General features: G+C 50.1%; 19 protein-coding genes. 7 read left to right on the plus strand and 12 right to left on the minus strand.

Translation table 11 applies throughout. The annotated features are described in order from the left end of the window. Nucleotides 1-45: 45 nt before the first annotated feature. Nucleotides 46-723 (minus strand): urease accessory protein UreF, encoded by a 678-nt coding sequence (locus tag ACTS3T_RS14160; protein WP_377960532.1) that lies wholly within the window; start codon nt 721-723, stop codon nt 46-48. Continuing rightward, entirely contained in the window at nt 713-1,159 is a 447-nt protein-coding gene (gene ureE / locus ACTS3T_RS14165) for an urease accessory protein UreE (protein WP_377960598.1), read from the minus strand. The genes ACTS3T_RS14160 and ureE overlap by 11 nt, the downstream gene beginning before the upstream one ends. Nucleotides 1,160-1,420: 261 nt before the next feature. On the opposite strand from ureE, the gene ACTS3T_RS14170 reads away from it, so the two are divergent. The 3 genes from ACTS3T_RS14170 (at nt 1,421) to ACTS3T_RS14180 (ending at nt 4,193) form a co-directional block, all read left to right on the plus strand. Beyond that, nucleotides 1,421-2,041, plus strand: coding sequence for a helix-turn-helix transcriptional regulator (locus tag ACTS3T_RS14170; RefSeq protein ID WP_377960534.1), 621 nt, complete (start codon nt 1,421-1,423; stop codon nt 2,039-2,041). Nucleotides 2,042-2,222: 181 nt separating this feature from the next. Then, nucleotides 2,223-3,002 carry a photosystem II S4 domain protein gene (locus ACTS3T_RS14175; protein ID WP_377960536.1) on the plus strand — a complete coding sequence of 260 codons (780 nt, stop codon included), beginning with the start codon at nt 2,223-2,225 and terminating at the stop codon, nt 3,000-3,002. A gap of 114 nt (nt 3,003-3,116) precedes the next feature. Then, a complete protein-coding gene (locus ACTS3T_RS14180; RefSeq protein WP_377960538.1) occupies nt 3,117-4,193 on the plus strand; it encodes a DUF3616 domain-containing protein in 1,077 nt (358 codons plus the stop codon). Between the two features lie 38 nt (nt 4,194-4,231). Here the strand turns inward: ACTS3T_RS14180 and ACTS3T_RS14185 are convergent, their stop codons facing one another. The 7 genes from ACTS3T_RS14185 to ACTS3T_RS14215 form a co-directional block, all read right to left on the minus strand. Further along, complete coding sequence (locus ACTS3T_RS14185; protein WP_377960540.1) at nt 4,232-5,629, minus strand: sensor histidine kinase; 1,398 nt, start codon at nt 5,627-5,629, stop codon at nt 4,232-4,234. Between the two features lie 176 nt (nt 5,630-5,805). Continuing rightward, the gene (uvrA, locus tag ACTS3T_RS14190) at nt 5,806-8,868 is read right to left on the minus strand and encodes an excinuclease ABC subunit UvrA (protein WP_377960600.1); all 3,063 of its coding nucleotides are present in this window, start codon (nt 8,866-8,868) and stop codon (nt 5,806-5,808) included. A 96-nt stretch (nt 8,869-8,964) separates the two neighbouring features. After that, the gene (locus tag ACTS3T_RS14195; protein WP_377960542.1) at nt 8,965-10,803 is read right to left on the minus strand and encodes a tetratricopeptide repeat protein; all 1,839 of its coding nucleotides are present in this window, start codon (nt 10,801-10,803) and stop codon (nt 8,965-8,967) included. A gap of 353 nt (nt 10,804-11,156) precedes the next feature. Continuing rightward, nucleotides 11,157-12,410 (minus strand): cytosine deaminase, encoded by a 1,254-nt coding sequence (gene codA / locus ACTS3T_RS14200; protein WP_377960544.1) that lies wholly within the window; start codon nt 12,408-12,410, stop codon nt 11,157-11,159. A 286-nt stretch (nt 12,411-12,696) separates the two neighbouring features. Continuing rightward, the gene (mreD, locus tag ACTS3T_RS14205) at nt 12,697-13,272 is read right to left on the minus strand and encodes a rod shape-determining protein MreD (RefSeq protein WP_377960546.1); all 576 of its coding nucleotides are present in this window, start codon (nt 13,270-13,272) and stop codon (nt 12,697-12,699) included. Between the two features lie 5 nt (nt 13,273-13,277). Further along, nucleotides 13,278-14,078: a rod shape-determining protein MreC gene (gene mreC / locus ACTS3T_RS14210; protein ID WP_377960548.1), complete on the minus strand. Its 801-nt coding sequence runs from the start codon at nt 14,076-14,078 to the stop codon at nt 13,278-13,280. 21 nt (nt 14,079-14,099) lie between these two features. Continuing rightward, on the minus strand, nt 14,100-15,143 hold the full coding sequence (locus ACTS3T_RS14215) for a rod shape-determining protein (protein ID WP_377960550.1): 1,044 nt from the start codon (nt 15,141-15,143) through the stop codon (nt 14,100-14,102). A gap of 416 nt (nt 15,144-15,559) precedes the next feature. Here ACTS3T_RS14215 and ACTS3T_RS14220 point away from each other — a divergent pair, with 416 nt between their 5' ends. Further along, the gene (locus ACTS3T_RS14220; protein ID WP_377960552.1) at nt 15,560-15,925 is read left to right on the plus strand and encodes a single-stranded DNA-binding protein; all 366 of its coding nucleotides are present in this window, start codon (nt 15,560-15,562) and stop codon (nt 15,923-15,925) included. Between the two features lie 39 nt (nt 15,926-15,964). On the opposite strand, the gene ACTS3T_RS14225 is transcribed toward ACTS3T_RS14220, so the two are convergent. Then, nucleotides 15,965-16,714 (minus strand): SIMPL domain-containing protein, encoded by a 750-nt coding sequence (locus tag ACTS3T_RS14225; protein ID WP_377960554.1) that lies wholly within the window; start codon nt 16,712-16,714, stop codon nt 15,965-15,967. Nucleotides 16,715-16,867: 153 nt separating this feature from the next. Continuing rightward, complete coding sequence (locus tag ACTS3T_RS14230) at nt 16,868-17,179, minus strand: hypothetical protein (RefSeq protein ID WP_377960556.1); 312 nt, start codon at nt 17,177-17,179, stop codon at nt 16,868-16,870. A 241-nt stretch (nt 17,180-17,420) separates the two neighbouring features. Between ACTS3T_RS14230 and ybaK the strand changes: the two genes are divergently transcribed. Then, the gene (gene ybaK, locus ACTS3T_RS14235; protein WP_377960558.1) at nt 17,421-17,906 is read left to right on the plus strand and encodes a Cys-tRNA(Pro) deacylase; all 486 of its coding nucleotides are present in this window, start codon (nt 17,421-17,423) and stop codon (nt 17,904-17,906) included. 259 nt (nt 17,907-18,165) lie between these two features. Further along, nucleotides 18,166-18,681, plus strand: coding sequence for a hypothetical protein (locus ACTS3T_RS14240; RefSeq protein ID WP_462935225.1), 516 nt, complete (start codon nt 18,166-18,168; stop codon nt 18,679-18,681). Between the two features lie 227 nt (nt 18,682-18,908). Here the strand turns inward: ACTS3T_RS14240 and lnt are convergent, their stop codons facing one another. After that, complete coding sequence (gene lnt, locus ACTS3T_RS14245) at nt 18,909-20,546, minus strand: apolipoprotein N-acyltransferase (protein WP_377960562.1); 1,638 nt, start codon at nt 20,544-20,546, stop codon at nt 18,909-18,911. Nucleotides 20,547-20,918: 372 nt separating this feature from the next. Here lnt and ACTS3T_RS14250 point away from each other — a divergent pair. Then, nucleotides 20,919-21,100: hypothetical protein (locus ACTS3T_RS14250; protein ID WP_462935226.1), on the plus strand; the 182-nt coding region annotated here is incomplete at its 3' end.

The following is a 21,100-nucleotide window of genomic DNA, read 5'->3' on the forward strand; positions in this document are numbered from 1 at the left end:
GGCAGCAAGCGAGGTACGGCTTCCCTGCCTCTATTGCCTCAGTCGTTATGACCTAAACAACCGACTGTAGAGAGTTTCGTGTTGCATACTGGCGATCGCCCAACCCCAACTGCTAGTGGCTAAATTCTCATCTTCAAGCTGCGCAATGCTGTGGGCGGCGGCTTCTAAGCTAGGGCAAAGGTTGAGTAGAATTTGTTGGCCTGCCGTTTGCCCCAGGGGAACTAGTTTGACGGCTGCGGTCACCAGGTTGTTAGCCCAGCTTTGCAGGTAGCCTAAAAGGGCGGCTTCTGGTTCAATTTGCCAATAAGCGGCGGCGATGGCAAAGGCGGCAGCAAAGTTGCAGTGGGGCAGGCAAACAGCGATCGCTGGCTCAAGTTCGGGGTGCAAACTCTGTAGCAGGCGACTTAACGAACGCCCCATCTGCCAGCTTTGCGCCCGAAGTTCAGCCGTATCGCGAGCCGCCGAGAGCCACTGGTTCCAATATTGCAAAGCAGCGCGATCGCCATCGCCCATAGCAGCCTGACACCGCAGCAAGACAGCAGCTTCTAGCCGTACGCCCCCCCGGCGAAGCTCTTGCTCCAGCCAGTGAGAAACGGCGTCAGCATTCGGCAATGTGCCCTGCTGCACCAGCGTCTCTAGCCCCTCTGAATAGCTGTAAGCACCGACGGGTAACGCTGGACTGGCAAGCTGCAGCAACCTCAGCAACGCTGCCTTAGGCATCATGAGAATGACTTTGGTAAGCGCCTACTTCGGGTTCAAAGGGGGCGGTTTCGTTCATCACCTGCAAACCTAGCTGCTGTAGCATTGCGGCCAGTACCTGATCTTCAGCTAGCCGCAAATACGTGGGCGTGATTTCTAGCGGGACGTGGCGATTACCCAGATGATAAGCCGCTCGCAACAAATCTAACGGTGTAGTACCCATGACGGTCAGGATGGGTTCTGGTTTGGCGACAATCTGTACTAGCGCGTCCAGATTGCCCTCATGGAGCAGGTCACCCCCGCGCAAATGGGTGCCGCGCGGCAAATTCAGGTAGACGGCTTCACCATTGTCTGCAGTAAAGCGATGACGCGATCGCGATCGCTCTTCTGCAGTTAACGACAATCTAAAGTCAGGTAAGCGATTGACTTCATCCGATAAACGACACTTGAGAACGAGCACAATAGCCAATTGCTGTTACTTAAGGACTGGCAACGATTGTAACGCTACCGTCGGCTTTTCTGTGTTTTGAAGCGTCATTAAGTTTAATAGAAACCTGCGAAACCGGGATAACTTCTTCTGAAGAAGACATTACCCCTACCATGACAGTTGTTCTTCTGTCATAGGCTGTGCGAAGGACAATGCCTCCAGGCTGAGGGTTTTAACATGCCCTCCAAACGGAATCAGGGTCAATCCTTGTTTCTTTAGCTAGGTTTCCCGCTTATGAATTCGATTATTCCTGTTTCAGATTTTTTCCAAGCCCTTGATTTGGAAAATAAAAAACCTTCCAAACAAACCAAATCGCTGTTACTAAAAGCTGTGATTGAAGCTTTAAGCGATGGAATTTTAATTCTTTCGCTTGCAGGAAAAGTTCTTCATGCCAATCATTGTGCGGCTAAGCTGTGTCGATATTTACAACAAACAGAAGGGTGTACGCAGTCAGTTCCTAAAGCTATCTGGCACCTCTGCGAATCTTTAATTGAAAGCCGGGAATTGTTTCCTAACAAAGTTTTTGTGATTGAAGACAGTCTGCAAGCTGCCAATCACATTACCATTCGGGTTCGCGTCCAGTGGATTGAGTTTGAAGCAGCCGGACAATCTTGCCTTTTGGTCACGCTAGAAGACTGCAAAAAGCTGGCAGAACTGGCCGCGATCGCCGAAGCTCAGCGTTTTCAACTGACACCGCGTGAAGCAGAAGTTTGGCAGCTAAAGCGTTCAAATTACAACTATGAAGAAATTGCTGCCCAGCTTTACATTTCGGTGAATACGGTCAAAAAACACATCAAAAATATCTACGCTAAGCGGACGCAGACGTTAGATCAAGAGCGTTACCCAGACAGTTAGCGTCGTGGGTTAGTCGGTGGCGATTTGGGGCTTTAATCGCTAACAGCAGCTAAGCGGCTCTTTTACAGCCGACTGCGCCGCTCAAATCAAGCTAAGATCGCAGATAAGCCCATCCCCGGTTGAACGTGTTGAACGGTTGGTTAGCTTTCATTCACAATTTGGAGACAGAGCCTCACATTTAATGTTGCCTAGGGACGAATTACTCAAACAAGTTGAAAATCGCCAGACGTTAGCCCGCGTGATCGACCAAGCAGAGCAGGCTATTCGCACCTGGGAAGTGGTCGTGACTGACTTTCTTTCACCGCCAGAACTGGCTGAAGCCCAAACAATATTTCAACGCCTCACCGATGTTCATTTGTTGGCCTGGGGGGGCTATCCGCAAGCTGAGCGTCAAAGGCTAGCGATCGCCCGGACTGATTTTCCGCTAGAGACAACCCAGGTTCCCTTGGCGGTGATCAATATGGCTGGTAATTTTCTCTTCGATCCAGCCACTCACCGCGACTTTTTGGGAGCTATGCTGGGTACGGGTTTGGTACGAGACAAAGTGGGCGACATCCTCGTCTTGGGTGAACGGGGGGCACAGGCGATCGTTGTGCCGGAACTGGTAGAATTTCTGGCGACAAATCTGACTCAGGTGCGATCGGTGCCGATAAAAACTCAGCAGATTGAGTTTTCTCAACTTAAAGTCAGAGAACCCAAGAAGAAAGAGATGACAACGGTAGAAGCCTCTTTACGCTTGGATGCAGTCGCTTCGGCGGGCTTTGGCATGTCTCGTAGCAAAATGGCAGATATGATTGATGCTGGCGACGTGCGCGTGAATTGGAAGGCGATCACGCAGGCAAGCTACGCGCTGAAGTCAGGAGATTTGGTCGCGATTCGCGGCAAAGGGCGGCTACAGATTGGTGAGATTGGCGTTACTAAAAAGCAACGTTATCGGATTGATTTGACCCGCTTTGTCTAATTTTTTAAGCTTGAAAGCGCGTTTGGTTTGATGTCCCTACTTGTGGTAGAGGCTAGATGGGCAACAGCGATTTATAAGGGAACAACGTGTTACGGTTCATGACCCTTAAAATTTATGCCAGACGGCTTTTTACTCAGTCGCGTACTGTTGAAATTTAACAACGATTCAGAAGATCTGCGCGAGGAAATTTCCGCGATCGCCCGCACCCCTGACGGCAGCTTATGGGTTGGTTCTGATGAATTCACTACCATTGAGCGTCTTTCACCGTTGGGTGATTGCATCTATGGCGATCACAAATCTTTTCAACTCAGCGATTTTGTCGATCTGTTTGATCCAGACTCCGAAGTCGATATCGAAGGTTTAGACTACGCAGATGGCTATCTCTGGATCATTGGTTCCCATAGTTTGAAGCGCAACAAAACTAAAGGCAAAAAGATTAAAAAAGATATTCGTCGCCTATCAGAAGTCGAAAAAGATCCCAATCGCTATCTGCTGGCTCGCATTCCCGTCATCAATGGCGAGCCTGTTAACTCTTTTGCTCGCTCAGATGCCCCTGCCGATCAGCTTTCATCGGCCATGTTGCAGAAGACAGAAGACAGCAATGCCCTGATGAATGCACTAGCTACCGACGAACATTTGGGGCCATTTTTAGCGATGAATCTGCCTTCAAAAGATAACGGCTTAGATATTGAAGGGCTAGCCGTTTACGGCAATCAGGTTTTTTTAGGGCTACGGGGACCTGTGCTGCGCGGCTGGGCCATCATTTTAGAAGTTGAGTTAGAAGAAGCCGAGACGGGGGTTCTAACCCTGAAGGACTTGGGCAAAGGTGCGCTCTATCGCAAGCACTTTGTCGATCTCAACGGCCTGGGGGTGAGAGAGCTGTGCTTGTACAAAGGCGATTTAATTATTCTGGCAGGGCCAACGATGGATCTTGAAGGCGCTATGCAGGTGTTCCGGCTGCAGGATGTCCTCGATCACAGCCAAAACACACTTTGGGATCAAGACTCTGGAGCTTTGCGGGTAATCTTCAACCTGCCGTTTACCATCGGTTCTGACCACGCTGAAGGCTTAGCGCTCTTTTCTTGTTTGGGGCACGAAGATGGTCTGTTAGTGGTTTATGATTCTCCCGACCCGGCTCGAATTCCAACTGAAAAGTCTTTATTTGCGGATGTCTTCCGGTTGAGCGATTAGTCAATCTGATGTAGTCGCCTTTATCCGTTTGTTTCTAACTAAGAGAAACTGCTCGATGATAAATCGCCAGACATCTCATTTTTTTCAGTTTTGTCGGCGTCGGTGTTATTTTCCTCTGCAACAGGAACTTGCTTAGGCCAGGTAAAATGAAACGCTGTGCCTTGTTCTAGCTGCGACTCTAGCCAGATTTGGCCACCCTCAGCTTCAACAATTTTTTTCACAATTGACAAGCCAATACCTGTACTTTCCGTTGTGTCTAGCTTTTTGTTGAAGCTTTTGAAAATGCTGAACACTTTGTCGTGGTTTTCGGGTGCAATGCCAGGGCCATCGTCAGAAACGATAAACTCATAAAATTCTGCTTGAGAATTGACCTGAATTTGAATGTAGCCATTCGATCGCTTGTGATGCTTAATGCTGTTGCTAATCAGATTGGAAAAGACCTGTTGCAGTAGTAACGGTTGAGCAAACAAAATAGGCATATGGGCATCGACTGAAATGACAAACTCTGGTGGAGGGGCGATTGAATCAATCACTTCGGCTAGCAGTCTGCCAGAATCAACGGCTTGAGCTGGCATTTCGGCTCGTCCGGCTCGCGAGTATTGCAGCAGTCCGTCAATCATGTTTTGCATGCGAAGGATACGACTCTGAAGCAAAGCAATCTGTTTTTGCACCTCCTTGGAGGGCTGTTCGCCGAGGTCTTCTATAATCCAGTCTGATAAATTGGCGATCGCCCGTAGAGGTGCTTTCAGGTCATGAGACACCACATAGGCAAACTGATCTAGCTCTTTGTTGCGGTGTTTTAATAGCTTGGTCGTTCGCAAGAGTTTTTGATTAAGCTGCAACAGCTCACTTGCCCGAAACTGAAGGGTTTGTTCAGCCTGCTGCCGCTCTGCCGCTTCTTTTTCTAGCTGCTCGTTGGTTTGTTGCAATTCCAACGTACGCAGCTCGACTCGCCGTTCTAAATCAGCGTTGAGGGCTTGAATGGTGGCTTCCGCCCGCTTGCGATCGGCAATTTCCGCTTGTAAGGCTTTGTTGGTGGTTCTGAGCTGTTCTGGACTTGGTAGGGTGAGCGCTACCGGAATCAGCGGCATCATCACTACCGCTGTCAGCACCGAGACGCCTGCCGTCACAGCTTTGGTCAAGCCAGAAAGCCAGTAAGTTGGGTGCCAAAGTGTCCAGATGGACATCAAGTGGGTGGTGCCACAAGAAACAATAAAAAGGCTAAAAAGAATAAACAGCCAGGGAAAAGGTATATCGCGCCGCTGCCGCACAAAGTAAACCAGCATCAGCGGAATAGAATAATAAGCCAGCGCAATCAAAGCATCTGACAACACATGCAGCCAGACCAGACCGGGCTGCCAAAGATAACAATGTCCGTGGGGAATAAACGAGCTAGACGAAAGCAAGCCACCTAAACCCAAAAGCAAACTGTTCATAAATTAACCTAGTGGCATTCAAAGGCCCTGTTTACAAGTGATTAAAAATAATTGAAAAGGATAGTTTGGCTGCCAACCAGCTAGCGATAATTTTGCGCCCCTTAGGAGAAACAAAAATGACACCAGCCGCAAAAACCGACTGCCCTGACTTGGCAGGTTAAACCTGGCAAACGCGGCTAGTGAGCTTCAGACGCTACCTTTTTAACCGGAGGATGCTGCTGCAAAACTTGTTTGAGGTAGTGCCCTGTATAGGAGTTAGGGTGAGCGGCGATCGCTTCTGGTGTTCCTTCGGCAATGACTTCGCCACCGCGATCGCCCCCTTCTGGGCCTAAATCAATAATCCAGTCGGCTGAGCGAATGACGTCGAGATTATGCTCAATCATAATCACCGAATTGCCCTTATCAACCAGCCGTTGTACGACATCAAGCAGCTTATGAACGTCATAAAACGACAGACCAGTTGTGGGTTCATCAATTAGATAAAGCGTTTTGCCGGTTGAGCGGCGAGCCAACTCAGAGGCTAGCTTCATCCGTTGAGCTTCACCCCCCGAAAGGGTTGGCGCTGTTTGCCCCAAGCGCACATAGCCCAAACCAACATCAACCATTGTCTGCAGGCGGCTAATGGCCTTCGGAATATTCTGGAAAAAGTCAGCGGCTTCCTCCGCTGTCATATCTAGCACTTGGGCAATCGTCTTGTCTTTATACTTAACCTGCAAAGTTTCACGGTTGTAGCGGGCACCTTTACAGACCTCGCACTGCACATAGACATCGGGTAAAAAGTTCATCTCAATAACGTTGACCCCCTGCCCACCACAGGCTTCGCAACGCCCCCCTTTAACGTTAAAAGAAAACTGCCCAGGCTTATAGCCCCGCGCCTTGGCTTCAATCGTTTCGGCAAACAGCTCACGAATAACGTCAAATACCCCGGTATAGGTTGCTGGGTTAGATCGCGGCGTTCGGCCAATAGGAGACTGGTCAATCACAATGGCTTTATCCAGCGCTTTTAGCCCTTTGATATCCTCCATTTCTTTTGGCTGGGGCACTTTGCGGCCAAAGTGATGTTGCAGAGCCGGGTGTAGCAGCTCGTTGACCAACGTAGACTTGCCAGAGCCAGAAACGCCTGTAACGCAAACCAGCATTCCTAAGGGGATGTCAACGCTCAGGTTTTTGAGATTGTTGCGGTAAGCCTGTTGGATTTGGAGCTTGCGGCCATTGCCGGGGCGGCGTTCAGCCGGAGTGTCAATTTTGAGGCGACCCGAAAGATAGGCTCCCGTGAGTGAATCTGTTGCCGCCAACAGGGCTGACAAATCGCCTTGCGCCACGATACTACCGCCATGAATGCCAGCACCGGGGCCAATATCGACTAGGTGATCTGCTGCTCGAATGGTGTCTTCATCGTGTTCGACCACAATTAAGGTATTGCCCAGGTTACGCAATTTGTGCAGGGTTTGCAGCAGGCGATCGTTGTCTCGCTGATGTAGACCAATGCTGGGTTCGTCGAGGACGTAGAGTACCCCTGTCAGCCCTGAGCCAATTTGAGTGGCTAGGCGAATACGCTGGGCTTCACCACCCGATAGGGTCATAGCCGTGCGATCGAGTGTCAGGTAATCTAAGCCCACATCTAGTAAAAATTGCAGTCTGGCACAAATTTCTTTGAGAACTAAGTCGCCAATTTGCATTTGGCGGTGAGACAGCAGCGGCGGCGCTCCCTGGTCGCCCACTAGGGCTTTAATCCGGCTGAGGCAGTCGCGAATCGAAACGCTGGTCAGGTCGTGAATGTTATAGAGGCCAATGCGGACGCCCAGGGATTCGGGTTTTAGGCGGGTACCCTGACAAACTTCGCAGGTTTGGTTGACTAAGTATTTTTCTAACTTTTGTTTGTACACCTCGGAATTGGTTTCGCGATACTGCCGCTCTAGCATCGGCAAAACACCTTCGTAACGACGGTGGTAGCCGCGCTGTTCTCGGTAGCGGGAGTCGGTTTCGATATAAATTTTTTCGTCAGAGCCATGCAAAATAATCTGCTGCTGGTCTGGGGTAAGCTGTTCCCAAGCTGTTTGTAATTCAAAGCCAAATGCCTGCCCGACGCTGTAAAGCAAGGAAAAGTAATAGGTGTTGTCTTTTTCAGACCAAGGTGCGATCGCAGCATAGACAGGCAACGTCGGATCGGGGATCACCAGTTCGGCAGAAAACGTGCGCAGGCTACCCAGTCCATGACAATGGGGGCAAGCTCCATAGGGAGAGTTGAAAGAAAACAGACGTGGCGAGAGTTCTTCCATCACAGCCCCATGTTCGGGGCAGGCAAAGTTCTCAGAAAAAACCAGTTCACTGGGAGTGCGATATTCGGCGGTCACTTCAGCGGCGATCGCGCTCGACGCTTGATCGGCAGGTAGCCGATCAGAGAGAGACATCACCTTTTCCGCCGACTGCGCCGCATTTTCGACCAGTTCTATAATGGCAATTCCTTCTGACCGACGCAGACAGGTCGCTAGCGAATCGGCTAGACGCTCTTGCAGGCCGTCTTTTTTAACCAGGCGATCGACAACTACCTCAATATTGTGCTTGTAGTTTTTGTCTAGTTCAATGTTGTCGCTCAAATCGCGAACATCACCATCTACCCGCACCCGGACAAATCCTTCCGCAGCTAGGGCTGACAGCAGCTTTTTATGAGTCCCTTTTTTGCCCCGAACAACCGGAGCCAAAATTTGAAAACGGGTGCGATCGGGCAGCGCCATCACCTGATCGATCATTTGGTCAATGGTTTGAGGCGCAATAGAGCGATCGCAGATGGGGCAGTGCGGCTCCCCCGCGCGGCCAAACAGCAGTCGCAGATAGTCGTAAATTTCTGTGACGGTTCCTACGGTAGAGCGAGGGTTATGGGAAGTTGACTTCTGGTCGATCGAAATGGCAGGACTTAACCCTTCGATCGCATCGACATCGGGTTTATCAACCTGTCCTAAAAATTGGCGGGCGTAGGCACTGAGCGATTCTACATAGCGGCGCTGTCCCTCAGCAAAAATTGTGTCAAAAGCCAGCGACGATTTGCCCGATCCAGATACACCCGTAAAGACAATCAGGCGATTGCGGGGTAGCTCTAAATTGATATTTTTTAGGTTGTGCTGCCGCGCCCCTCGAATGCGAATAATATCTTCCTGAGCCAAAACAGCAGGCGAGTGCCCATTCCGTCCATTTTGAGTTTGAGCGGCTTGAACTGTAGAAATGGGATCGCTTTGAGACATAAAGAAAGGGCTGGCTAAACGGCGCACACCTCCTCATGATAGTAAAGCGTTTCAGCCTCTGGGGTAGCACCGAACCAAATCTGGCCAAACTGTTCTCTATGCTGACTGGGGAGCAACATCACTGGCGGCGATCGCTTTTCTAGCTCTCAGCTTTGGGGAGTGGGTATCGTCTCCGTTCGCCATTTTTTTCAGGAGGCGTTGTCGGGCTTGCAACGTTGCTTGCAAGTCTGGTTTGATTTGAATGGCTCGATTATAAGCGGCGATCGCTCGTTGGCTGTCTTTGAGCTGCTCTAAAACTTTGCCTTGTTGGTGCCAAGCCCAGTAATTGTGAGGCTGGAGTTTAACCACACGACCATACGCCAAAGCCGCTTTTTGATATTTACCAACTTTTTCTAAAACGTGCGCCAGCTTAAACCAGGCAACGTGATCTTCAGGCTGTAGCTTTACCACGCGGCTATAAGAAAGGGCTGCCTCCCAATCCTGACCCAAGTTTTCTAAGGCCATACCCTGCATTAGCCACGCCAAAGCATCTTCAGGATTTTCTTGAATGGCTCGTTCGCAGGCGGCGATCGCCTCTTCGTAGTGCTGTAGTTGATAGAGATGGTCAACCCGCTTGAGCTGCAGCAAAATGGCTTTGCGGCGCTCTTTGGCTGACTGAAAATCGGGCTTGAGCTGAATAGCGCGGTTATAAGCTTGAATAGCCTCTTCTAGATCTTGTAGCTTTTCTAAAATCTGACCGCGATCGTGCCATACCCAATAATTTTCAGGCTGAATTCGAGCTACTTCTTCATAAGCCGCTAGTGCCCCCTCATAGCGTTCTAGGGCTTCTAGGGCTTTCCCTCGCTTCAACCAGGCTAAATAATCATCGGGTCGCAGTTGTAGCACCCGGTCGTAAGCCACAATGGCCTCTTCAAAGTGCTGCAAATTCTCTAGTGCTAGCCCTTGCTTAAACCACACTTCATAGTTTTTGCTTTCAGATTGCAGCACTTTTTCGTAGCAGGCTAGAGCTTCGTGATAGCGATTTTGGCTAAAAAGCTCATCGCCTCGTTCTAACCAGGCTATATTTTCGCCCAGGGCAGGTAGGGTAGCGACTGGCTCTAAAGCCAACGTCTCGTTGGTTAACTCACTGAGGGCGGTCAATGCCTCTATTGCAGTGGGATAGCGCTGGCGGTAGTCATAGCGCACCATTTTGTCCAAAACTTCGGCCATTTCTGGGCTGATGGCAACTTGTTCGCGCCAGAGAACTTCGCTATTTTTGGGATCTTTACGCAGACGCTTTGGCTCAATCCCGGTCAAGGCTTGAATGGCCAACATGCCAACCGCATAAATATCACTGCTCAAACAGGGTTGTCCGGCTAGCTGCTCATTGGGCATGTAGCCCATTGAACCAATAGCAATGGTGATGCTGAGCTGGCCGTCTTCCTCAATGGGTTGGTTGCTGACCTGTTTGACTGAACCAAAGTCAATCAGAATGATTTTCTGGTCAGAGTGTCGCCGAATAAGATTAGAAGGCTTAATGTCACGATGAATAACCTGATTTTCATGTACATAAGCCAGCGTTTTCAAAATATCTTGCAACAGCTCAATCACCTGAGATTCGCTCAGCAGATTATCCGGTGTTAGCTCATCGCTCAGCAGCACCCCTTCTATATATTCTTGAACCAGATAAAATTGCTTATTTTCTTCAAAGTGGGCCAGTAAGCGAGGAATCTGATTATGACAACCCAACTGATAAAGTGCTGAAGCTTCGGTATCAAACAACCGCTGAGCCGCCTCAAAGGAAAGGCTATCTGTCACCCGGGGTTTGAGCTGTTTGACAACACATCTAGGCTGACCAGGTAGGTGCCAATCTTCTGCTAAATAGGTTTGCCCAAAACCTCCACCGCCTAAATGCGAAATGATCTGGTAACGCCCACCAAGTTTTTGGCTCAACATAGGGTGATGAGTGATAGATGCTGACTTGAGACTTCATTGAAAGCAACAAGCCATCTGCAAAGAAAGCCGTGTAGCTAAGTTCCAAATGGAAATAGCTAAATCGCGAATGTTTTACCTGAGTCCGACCTTCATCCATCCTTATAGCAGCTAACTGACTGCTTTTGGATGAGTAAAATTGTTGAGTTCGTAAGTTTATTCTGACGCGAACAGCAGGGTCGCCCCGCCAAAACTCAGTAGACTTCACGGTATGTTTAAGGCGATGTCAAATTATATTTACACCTGCTTTAATCCCGCCTGAGGGGTGTTACCCCCTTTGATGGTTTTGATTACCTAGTCGAGCTAATGAGATTAATTTATCGTTTCCATTGGGTAATGGCGGGTTGAGTTTGAGCCAAAATCTGCCCCTGAGCGATGACTGTGCGCACGACCGGACGCCGACAAATAGCCTCGTAGCGATCGCTAGCGTCGAGAATAATTATATTAGCGGGTTTGTTGACAGCTAAACCATAGGCTTCATTGAGCGATAAAGTATTGGCTCCCTGCTGAGTCACCATGTCATAACAGGCATTGATTTCGTCGGTACCCGTCATCTGGCAGACATGGACAGCCATCCAAGCTACGTCTAGCATGTTGCCAGTGCCCAAACTGTACCAGGGGTCTTGAATACAGTCGTGCCCTAAGCTGACGTTTTGTCCGGCTTGCCACAGTTCTTTGACCCGAGTGACCCCACGCCGTTTAGGATAGGTGTCGGTACGGCCTTGCAGGGTAATGTTAATCAGCGGATTGGCAATAAAGTTGATAGCTGTTCGCTGAAGAAAGCCCATAAGTTTGAGGGCGTAGGCGTTGTTATACGTGGCAAAAGCGGTGGTGTGACTAGCGGTGACCTGCCGCCCCATCCCAGTTTGAATCGCCTGGGCGACGACGACTTCTAAAAACCGTGATTGGTCGTCGTCGATTTCGTCGCAGTGAATATCGATTAGGCGATTGTATTTCTCTGCTAGTTCAAAAATGCGATGAACTGAGCGCACGCCATCTTCTCGCGTCAGTTCGTAATGAGGAATGCCCCCAACGGCATCTGCCCCCAATTTGAGAGCTTCTTCCAGCAGGGCTTCGTTGCCGGGACTGGTATAAATGCCATCTTGGGGAAAGGCCACAACTTGTAGGGTGATCCAGTCTTTGACGGCTTCGCGCACTTCCAGCAGGCTTTGTAAGGCGATCAATTTTTTTTCGCTTACGTCGGCGTGGGTACGGACGAAAAGAACCCCTTGCTCGGCCTGTTGTTTCAGCGCAGCGATCGCTCGGGCTTTGACATCTTCGCGGCTCAAATTTTGCTTGCGATCGCGCCAAATCTCAATGCCTTCAAATAAGGTGCCGCTACGATTCCAGCGGGGTTGCCCAGCCGTTAGCACCGAGTCAAGATGGATGTGAGATTCGACAAAGGGTGGGCTGACGAGTTGCCCCGCGACGTCAATTTCGGTAGGTGCCTGTGCCGGAAACTGAGGCGCGATCGCGATGATTTTGTCCTGGGCGATCGCAATATCAACCCAGTCATCTGCCGCTGCCCCTATCAATCGACATCGGCGTAAAACGATGGCAGGAGAAACCATAAGATCTAAACCCTTGATCAATCCATAACAACGCTATAGCTAAAGGCAAAAGCAGAAGGAAAGCTTTGCTACCAAAGGCTTTCAGAAATTGAAGTGTTTCAACGCCTGTGCCTACAGCTATCAACCCGCCTAAAACACTTGCTAGGTTAGCATCTGCTGACATAGGTATTGAGCAAAATCAATGCCATAGCGCCTGTGTCTTAGGAAGAGGTTATCTAAGCGCAAGCTTAGTCGGTTTATCCTTAACCCAGATTGCTCAAAACGGGCTGAATCATAAGTCGTCTGCCTAGGTTGGTTCTACCAAGCCCTGCTTTTCCCACCAGCGGTTGAGCGGGTAATAAATTGCGGGTGCCCAGAGGCTGCTTAAAATGGCTGAGCTGAGGGCTACGCGCTGGTGATATACCCAAACCTGAGAAAGAGGAGGATAAAGCGAATCGGCCTGCACTAAATTATGCAAGCTGATTTGAATAGCCGTTACTGTCTCAGCCACTACCGCCATGCCAAACACAATTAGGGCAACCGATACAATGTCTTCTTGGATGTAGCGTTGCTTCTGTAACCGCGCCGTCAAAACGCCCACCAGCATGAGTGCAAAGGCATGCGTCGGGTGGGGAGCGGTCATTCCATCTTGAAGCAGACCCAAACTCAGTCCAGCGATCGCGCCTTCAAAAGCTGTGCGCTTAACGCTCCAGGCAACGACCCACATCAATACCCAGTTAGGCCCTACCCCCAAAATTTCCATACCCGGAACTCGAGTTGGCAGCAATAGCAAACACAGCAAAACCGAACCTACGGTGACCGCACTGTTCAAAAGTCGCCGAGTCCGGAGACTGCGAGGGCTGAGAGAGCCTGAGGTAGTCATGCAAATCAAAATGAAGAGTTTTCTAAGTTTTCGGTGAGGTTGGCACCCGGTTCGTCAGTATCTAGCTTTGGCTCAAAAGGATGTACCATCACCCACTCCAGCGCACTGATAGGAGAAGACAGTTGAATAACCGCTTCTGGAGCCGGACTTTTTGTTAAATCTAAAGATTCAATCCGGCCAATGGGAACATCTTTGGGATACAGACGGCTATAGGAAGAGGTCGTCACCACATCTCCCGGTTTGACATCCGGCAGCTTATCAAAAAACTCCATCACAACCCGGTTGCTCGATTGTCCCCGCATGTAGCCCATAGCCCGACTACGACTCACCTTCACCCCCACCCGACTAGTCGGATCGCTAATCAACAAGGCCCGACTGGTATTGGGCGTGACGGAGACAATTCTGCCGACGAGTCCTCCCGGCCCAGTGACCACATACCCTACCCGGATCCCAGCCTGACTCCCTCTCGCAAGGGTCACTTGCTGCCACCAGTGGTCGGCACTACGACCAATAACAGCCGCCACTACGCCAGCTTCTAGGGTTGCATCCTGCGAATCAACTAGATCCTTGAGCGTTCGATTTTGATTTTCTAACTCAATAATGCGCTCTTGCAACTCCAGGATGTAAGCATTTTCAATCTGCTCTGGTTTTGTCAAGCCAGGTTGAAGCGGGCGTGTCATCCACTGATAGATTTCGTAAACGGCGGCACCTTGAGTCTGCCGGATAAACCAGGCAGAACCCACTGCCAGCACAATAAATCCGGTTCGTAGTGCATATCGATCCCACCAGCGACGCAGTACAAACATAGAAGCTTTGCTTACCTACCGTTACAGACTGCGAGAACGGCCACTGAAGACGCGCTCAAGCTGGTTGAAGTTCTCCAAAACTCGACCTGTGCCCAAGACGACGCAGCTGAGTGGATCGGCAGCCACATGCACAACAATGCCCGTCTCGTGGCTAATCAACGTATCTAGGCCGTGTAGCAGCGCGCCACCGCCCGCTAACATAATGCCGCGATCAATAATGTCAGCAGCTAGTTCAGGCGGCGTCCGTTCTAGCGTGCGTTTGACCGCCTCGATAATAACGGACAATGGCTCAGACATACTCTCGCGAATTTCGGGTGCTTTGATAGTGACCGTCCGGGGCAAACCAGAAAGCAGATGTAAGCCGCGAACGTCCATCATCAGCTCACCATCATCTGGAGTGGGATAAGCTGAGCCAATTTTGATTTTGATTTCTTCAGCAGTACGTTCACCAATCACGAGGTTGTGAACCTTTTTCATGTACTGCGAGATCGACTCACTAAGTTCATCTCCAGCAATACGGACGGATTCACTCAGAACTGTGCCTTGCAGACTCAGGACGGCAACTTCGGTGGTGCCCCCGCCAATGTCGATAATCATGTTGCCAGTGGGATCTGCAACAGGTAGCCCAGCCCCGATGGCAGCGGCGACGGGTTCGTCAATTAGATAAACTGTACGAGCACCCGCTTGCTCAGCAGCATCCATCACTGCTCGGCGCTCGACGCCAGTCACCCCACTGGGAATACCAATGACAATTCTGGGAGAAACCAGGGTTCGCCCTTCATGCACTTGGCGAATGAAGTGCTTGAGCATTAGCTCAGCGGTGTCAAAATCAGCAATGACGCCGTCTCGTAGAGGTCGAAGGGCTACGACATTGCCAGGGGTACGCCCTAGCATTTTCTTAGCTTCTTCACCGACGGCAAGCGGTTTTTTGTCATTCTGATCTATGGCGACGACCGAGGGTTCTTGCAGAACAACCCCCTTGCCAGACACATAAACGAGGGTATTGGCAGTTCCTAGGTCAATACCCATATCACGGGAAAAGGAGAAGCGATCAAAAAGACCCACTAGCCTACAATGCCCCCAAAACGAGCGATTTCAATAAAAAACTTCCAGCATGGTGCTTGAGAAGTTGGTCGAAGTGGATTCTATTACGTTTCGTATCGCGGCGTCTAGTCAAGGAAACTCTCTGGTCAAAAGAAACTAACCCCATCTGTGGCTGTAATTGAACAGATTGAATCCATTCACGGATAATCAAAATGATTTGCTGAGTGGCATGCATGTTAGCAAATTTTGGCTTGAGAGCCGTTATTTTAGAAGCTCGACCGCTAAGGAAAAGCCCTAAAGTTATGATCTAAACTGGGAATTGCAGAGCTGCAATTGTTTAATCAATTCATTGCTGAAAGGCGTTATCAGGGATAATTTTTGTCTTTTGAGCGTTTGTCAGTAGCTTTATTAGACTACGCACGGATAATCTTGAGTATATGACTTTGAATACCGTAACTTTGGTTGGCCGCGTGGGAGGCGATCCCGATGTGCGCTACTTTGAGTCGGGTAGTGTGAAGTGCAGTCTGACGTTGGCTGTCAACCGTCCGACTAGTCGCACTGATCAACCGGATTGGTTCAATCTAGAGCTTTGGGGTCGTACCGCTGAAATTGCGGCCAACTATGTTCGCAAGGGCAGTTTGGTCGGAATTACGGGGGCACTCAAGTTCGATCGCTGGCAAGATCGCTCTACAGGGGTTGCCCGGTCACGCCCTGTTATTAAGGTCGATCGGCTAGATTTACTTGGCTCTCGCCGAGATAATGAAGCGCCGATGGCCAGTAATTATGAGAATGATGAGTTTTGAGTGCCTTGTCCGCAAAGTGTAATCATGAAAAACCGATCGCTAATAGCGAATTTGTAGCGTTACGGTGGCTCTAACCGTTTGTTCGCCGCCGACGATTGGGGTTTGATCTGAGTTGCTGGCTTCTAGCCGTGCTTGAGCGGCGTAGGGTAGCGGTGCGGGTTGGCTGGCTTGGTTAACCTGAATGCCTACAATTTCTTCAGCCGTAAAATCTAGCGTTTCTAAGACGGCGTTGGCCTGGGTTTGCGCATCTTGGGTTGCTTCTCTTAAAGCTATTTGCTGAGCGGCAGAGAGTGCCGCATCTTCGGCAATAAACTGGAGGCTGTCGATACGGGTAGCGCCAACATCGACGAGTTCGTCTAGTAGTTGCCCTGCCTGCTCCGTTGAGAGGCGAAAGCTCACAAGATTGACAGCGCTATAGCCTGTAATGCGCTGCTGTTCGCGGCTGTAGTCGTAGACAGGGTTGAGCTGAATGCCCGTTGTCTCTAGCTTGTCTACATTGCGCGATCGCAGTAGATTGACCACAGCCGAGGAGCGGCGAGCTGCTTCTGCTTGAGCTGCAGCGGCAGTCTCAGCCTGCACTTCTACCCCCATTGTGACTTGGGTTAGCGTGGTCTGAACATCTTCGCTCCCTTCACCTGTAACCGTCAAAATCCGCATTGCTTGCTCCTGAGCCAACAAGGGATGGGGATACGCACAGCTCATAATACCCAGGCTAACCAGCGCCAGCCAAAAGGTAGGACGGGGTCTGAGAGACTTAGGCCAGACCAAACGAGTAGACTGTTTTAGCATTGAATAATCTCCAACCAGTGCTTTTAAGTAGTAAAGACATGAATAGAAATCTGTCTTTTACCGTTGTCTCATAGCCTGTTTAGGTTTCTGGTTGGGTTACAAATTTGGTAACTGCTTTTACTGAAATCGGTTTGACCGCAGAAATGGGAGGAATTAAGCGCTACGAGGCTTTTCTTCGACGATGCTGAATTCCTGACCTGACCAAGTGGGATGAGGGAAAATGCGAATTTTACCGTGGTTAGGTAGCTCGGTGCTAGGCAAGCTGTTAGCCCCGCTCATGAGAATGTATTGCTTAAGAATGTCTCGCGCCTCTTCTATGGAGCGCAAAACATAGTTAGCCATAAAGAGGTAGGGTTGAGTCCGGTATTCGTTGCGGGGTGCAGGTTCCCAAAAGGCCAGCTTGAAACTGCCCTTAGACTCAGTAATGCGGTAGTGAATGGTGTAGTCAGTATCTAGTACAAACATAGGGTTGAATGGTAAACGGGGAACGGACTTTGACTGTTGCACCCTCTCCCCAAGCTCAGCTAAGACTTTAGAACCGCTGACTTCCGTCTTTTTCTTCAGTGTGCCCAGGTAGAACTGTCTCCTAGAGCCACTTCATGGTTCGTAACCCTCACTCATTTAATTCTATCTAGGGATTCTGCTTAGACGGGTCGGATTCCGGAATTCCCAAACAACCTTTATACAATTTTTACGAAAGTTACTGATGAAAACCAATGCCGTTCGTGTTCTAGATACGTGCCAAATTGCCTATCGGCTTTTAGCGTATGCAGTTGATCCCAATAACCTGGAAGCAGAAAACATTGCTGCCAAGTTAGGTTTACCGCCTGCACAAGTGTTTAAAACGCTAGTAGCCACAGGCGATCGCACAGGCGTTTGTTTAGCCGTTATCCCCGCTGATACGCAGCTTGACCTAAAAGCTTTGGCGCGGCTTTCAGGCGATCGCAAGATTGATACGGTACCCCTCAAGCAGGTGCAACCCCTTACCGGGTATATTCGCGGGGGGGTAACCGCGCTGGCTTGTAAAAAACAATACCCTGTTTTTGTCGATGAGCGCATCCACCAATTTGATCAAATTGCTGTTTCTGCCGGAAAGCGAGGACTCATGATTCAGCTAGCGCCCTCTGACTACCTAGAGACAGTAAAAGCGAACGTGGGCGCGATCGCTCGTGAAAAAACTGCGGCTCTGTAGCTAACCCTGGCTGCTCAGCACTGTAGCTATGCTGCTACCCCTCTGCCAAGTGAAAGCCAAATTAGCCTTTTATTCCTTTATTTTTCATTCTTTAGATAAGACAAATTCTACCCGTTGAGGGAGTTGAAAATCTACAGATTTCGTAACAATTAGAACAGTAGAAAATAGTAACCCAAAAGTGCAATTCTTTAACCCAAATTCGCCATCAAAATCTTCACTAACGCAGTGTTTGCTGACAGGCTCAGCAGGGTTAGCAATTTTGTTCACCGCTCCGGTTGCCAGCGCTCAACCAGCCACAGAAACGCTGATTGCCCAAACCAATACCATCGAAACTACCAGCGCCCAAAGCGAGACGCTTTATCTCAATGAAGACCGCAGTTATGCTTACGATTTAGAAGTGGAGCGGGCGGTTACGATTGATGGGCTGTATCTACCAGTCGGTAGCCTTATTCAAGGAAGCTATCAGCCCGCAGGTGATGACGGCTTACGCTACATAGCGACTGCCGCCATTGTCGAAGGCCAAACCTATCGTCTCAATGCCACATCAGATGTGATCGACGATCAAAAAGACCCACGGGATACCTCAGGGGGGGCGATCGCAGAAGACGCGGCAATTGGAGCCGCAGGAGGCGCTGTTTTAGGCGAAATCTTAGGCGGTATTGATTTAGGTGAAGTTTTGGGCGGCGCAGCGGCGGGTGTAGCCGTAGGCAATTTAACGGCTGATCAGGTGGTAGTGGTTGAGCCGGATGAGCCAATTGTGCTCTATGCCAACTAATCTAGCAGCCATACAGCCAGAAGCACGGCTTTCAGCCATAAAAGTGTCTCAAAGCTGGTGGTTACCGCCATAGTTAGCGGTAGCCGCCAAAAGGCAGGAAACAGAACAGAAACAGAATAAAAAACGTTTTGTGAAGACTGGCAGCCCTGGAAGGGGCTCAACCGCGTGGCTACAGCTTACAGGTTTGACGTAGCGCGCCTAACGCCGCACAAAGATGAGTGGCTAGGTTACCGAGTTGGCAACGAGAAGCGCTGCTGTACCCAACATAAGGTCGCCGCCAACAGCAAGGCTGGGGTCAGCCAGTTACCCCAACGAACATACAAAGTCTGGGAGCGACGACGGTAGACTGAAGCGGCGTGAAGCATGTAGCGGTTGGGTTCTGATAGCCAGAGCGTGTGTCCGTGGGCATCCACAATGCCCGATAAGCCTGTATTGGTAACCCGGATGGCCCAGCGGTCAGTCTCAATGGCTCTCATGACATCTTGAGCATGGTCTTGAGCCATCATGTAGGGAGGGTAAGGGTCGTTGTTTGAAACCATTACTAGCAACTGCCCCCCGCCAGCCACCTGATGGCGAAAGATTTCTCCATAAGCTGATTCGTAGCAAATGCCCACAGCAACGGGGCCAAATGAGGTATTGAAGCGCTGCTGGTTGTCTCCGGGTTTCAGACTGCCTTCTAAGGAAGATAGTCGCTGGATCAAGCGACCTAAAATTGACTCAAAGGGAATATATTCTCCTAAGGGCACAAGCTTGACTTTGTTGTAGCGGCCTACGGTTTTGCCACTGCCATCGATCGCCAATAAGCTTTGAGTGAGTTGAACTGGGTTGCTGTTTTCTGCGATCGCAAAGGTGCCTAGCCAGAGCGGAACCTGGCGCTGCAACACGGCCTGGTACAGAGGATTTTGGCTAGGTACAGGCTGACGCCAGATCAGTGGCAAAGCCCCTTCTGGGGTAATCACCAGATCGACCCCTTGATTCACTAAGTTGAGATAGCCCTGGGTATACCCGGCGATCGCCTGTCTTTCTCCGGCTGGGGTAAGTTTAATCCGAGTGGGAACATTGCCTTGAATTAGCCCCGCCCGAATAAGCTGCTGGGGATTGTCAGCCGGGGCACTCCACTTTAAACCATAGCCAACTAGATAGCTTGTTAGCATCAGGCCAGTCGCTGCTAAAATCAGCAGTCGTGGTTGGGATGATGAAGCCTGCCTGCGGCTGACCCAAGCTTCGGCTAAACAGCCATTAAAGGCCACAATTACTGCGGTTACGGTAAACTGCCCCGACAACTGCCCTAAATGCAGCAACGCTAAGTTACCAGGGCTTTGGGTATAAGACAGCGAAGTCCAGTACAGGGGGCCCCAACTCCACACGGTTTCTAGGCTGCACCAGAGAGCCGTGGCGGCCAGAATGCGAAACCAGGCAGCCATTGGCAAAGACTTAGAACCGAAATATAGCCACCGCAACCCCCCAAACCAGATCATCACCAGCGCTGCCCCCCAAAGGGTAATGAACCCCCAAGCAAAGAGGGCGATCGCTAAACTGCCTATCCAGGGGATTCCCATCCAGGTGAGGGGGTGCAAATAAGTAATCCAGGACAAGGCCAAACCGTGATATCCCAGCCCCCAAAGCAGCGGATAGCGCCACAGCAGAAAGCGCGACTGGGTTTGGCTAGTCGCCGCATGGCTGGCGGAGCTGAGCAAAACAACCCAGAGAGGAACTAAAGCTAAAAAAGCTAGCGGCCATGCATTGAGAGGAGCAGGCGCTAACCCCATGAGCAAACCACTTAAAAAGATCAACAGCGATCGCTGAGAAAGCAGGTGAGCGATCGTCGATAGATAAGAACCCAATTGTATTTGAGTTTTAGCCACGCCAAATGCACTATTCGCTGAGCTTAACTCTTTTCAAGATAGGCCGAAATCAAGAACTTATAGCTAAAAGCAAAAAGCTGAAGGCAGAAGGAAAGCTTTTCTGTCAGCGGCTTGCGGCTATTTAAGTAGCTCAGCGCTGGCAACAGCTATCATCTTCGCGACCAGAATAATCCAAGTGTCAAATTGTTACGAACGTCTAGAGTCAACTCGATCCATCCACCACCGCAGATTTTTGTGAAGATACCACTCAGCCAAGATTTAGAAAAGCTCAAGCTGGGCGGAGAAGGGAAGTCATAGCCCTCTGCTTGGGTTAGGGTAATCGATAAGTCTACGGCGGCTCTGGCAGTCAGCAATGTTTACCATAGCCGAAAGTTGTTTGAAGATGGCAGTCAAAACGCCAACGACGAGGAGGTTACACGGCGGGCTGACCCTGCTGGGATTTATCGCTATCTTGTGGCTCGTCGGCCAACAGACTCGAGCAATGGGTTGGCGCAAACCGATAGTTGGGTGCGGTTCTTGACTGAAGCTATTTTACTGTCGGTAACAGGTGGTTT

The organism is Almyronema sp. (genome assembly GCF_052168255.1).
Taxonomy (GTDB): Bacteria; Cyanobacteriota; Cyanobacteriia; order Phormidesmidales; family Phormidesmidaceae; genus Sphaerothrix; species Sphaerothrix epifaneia.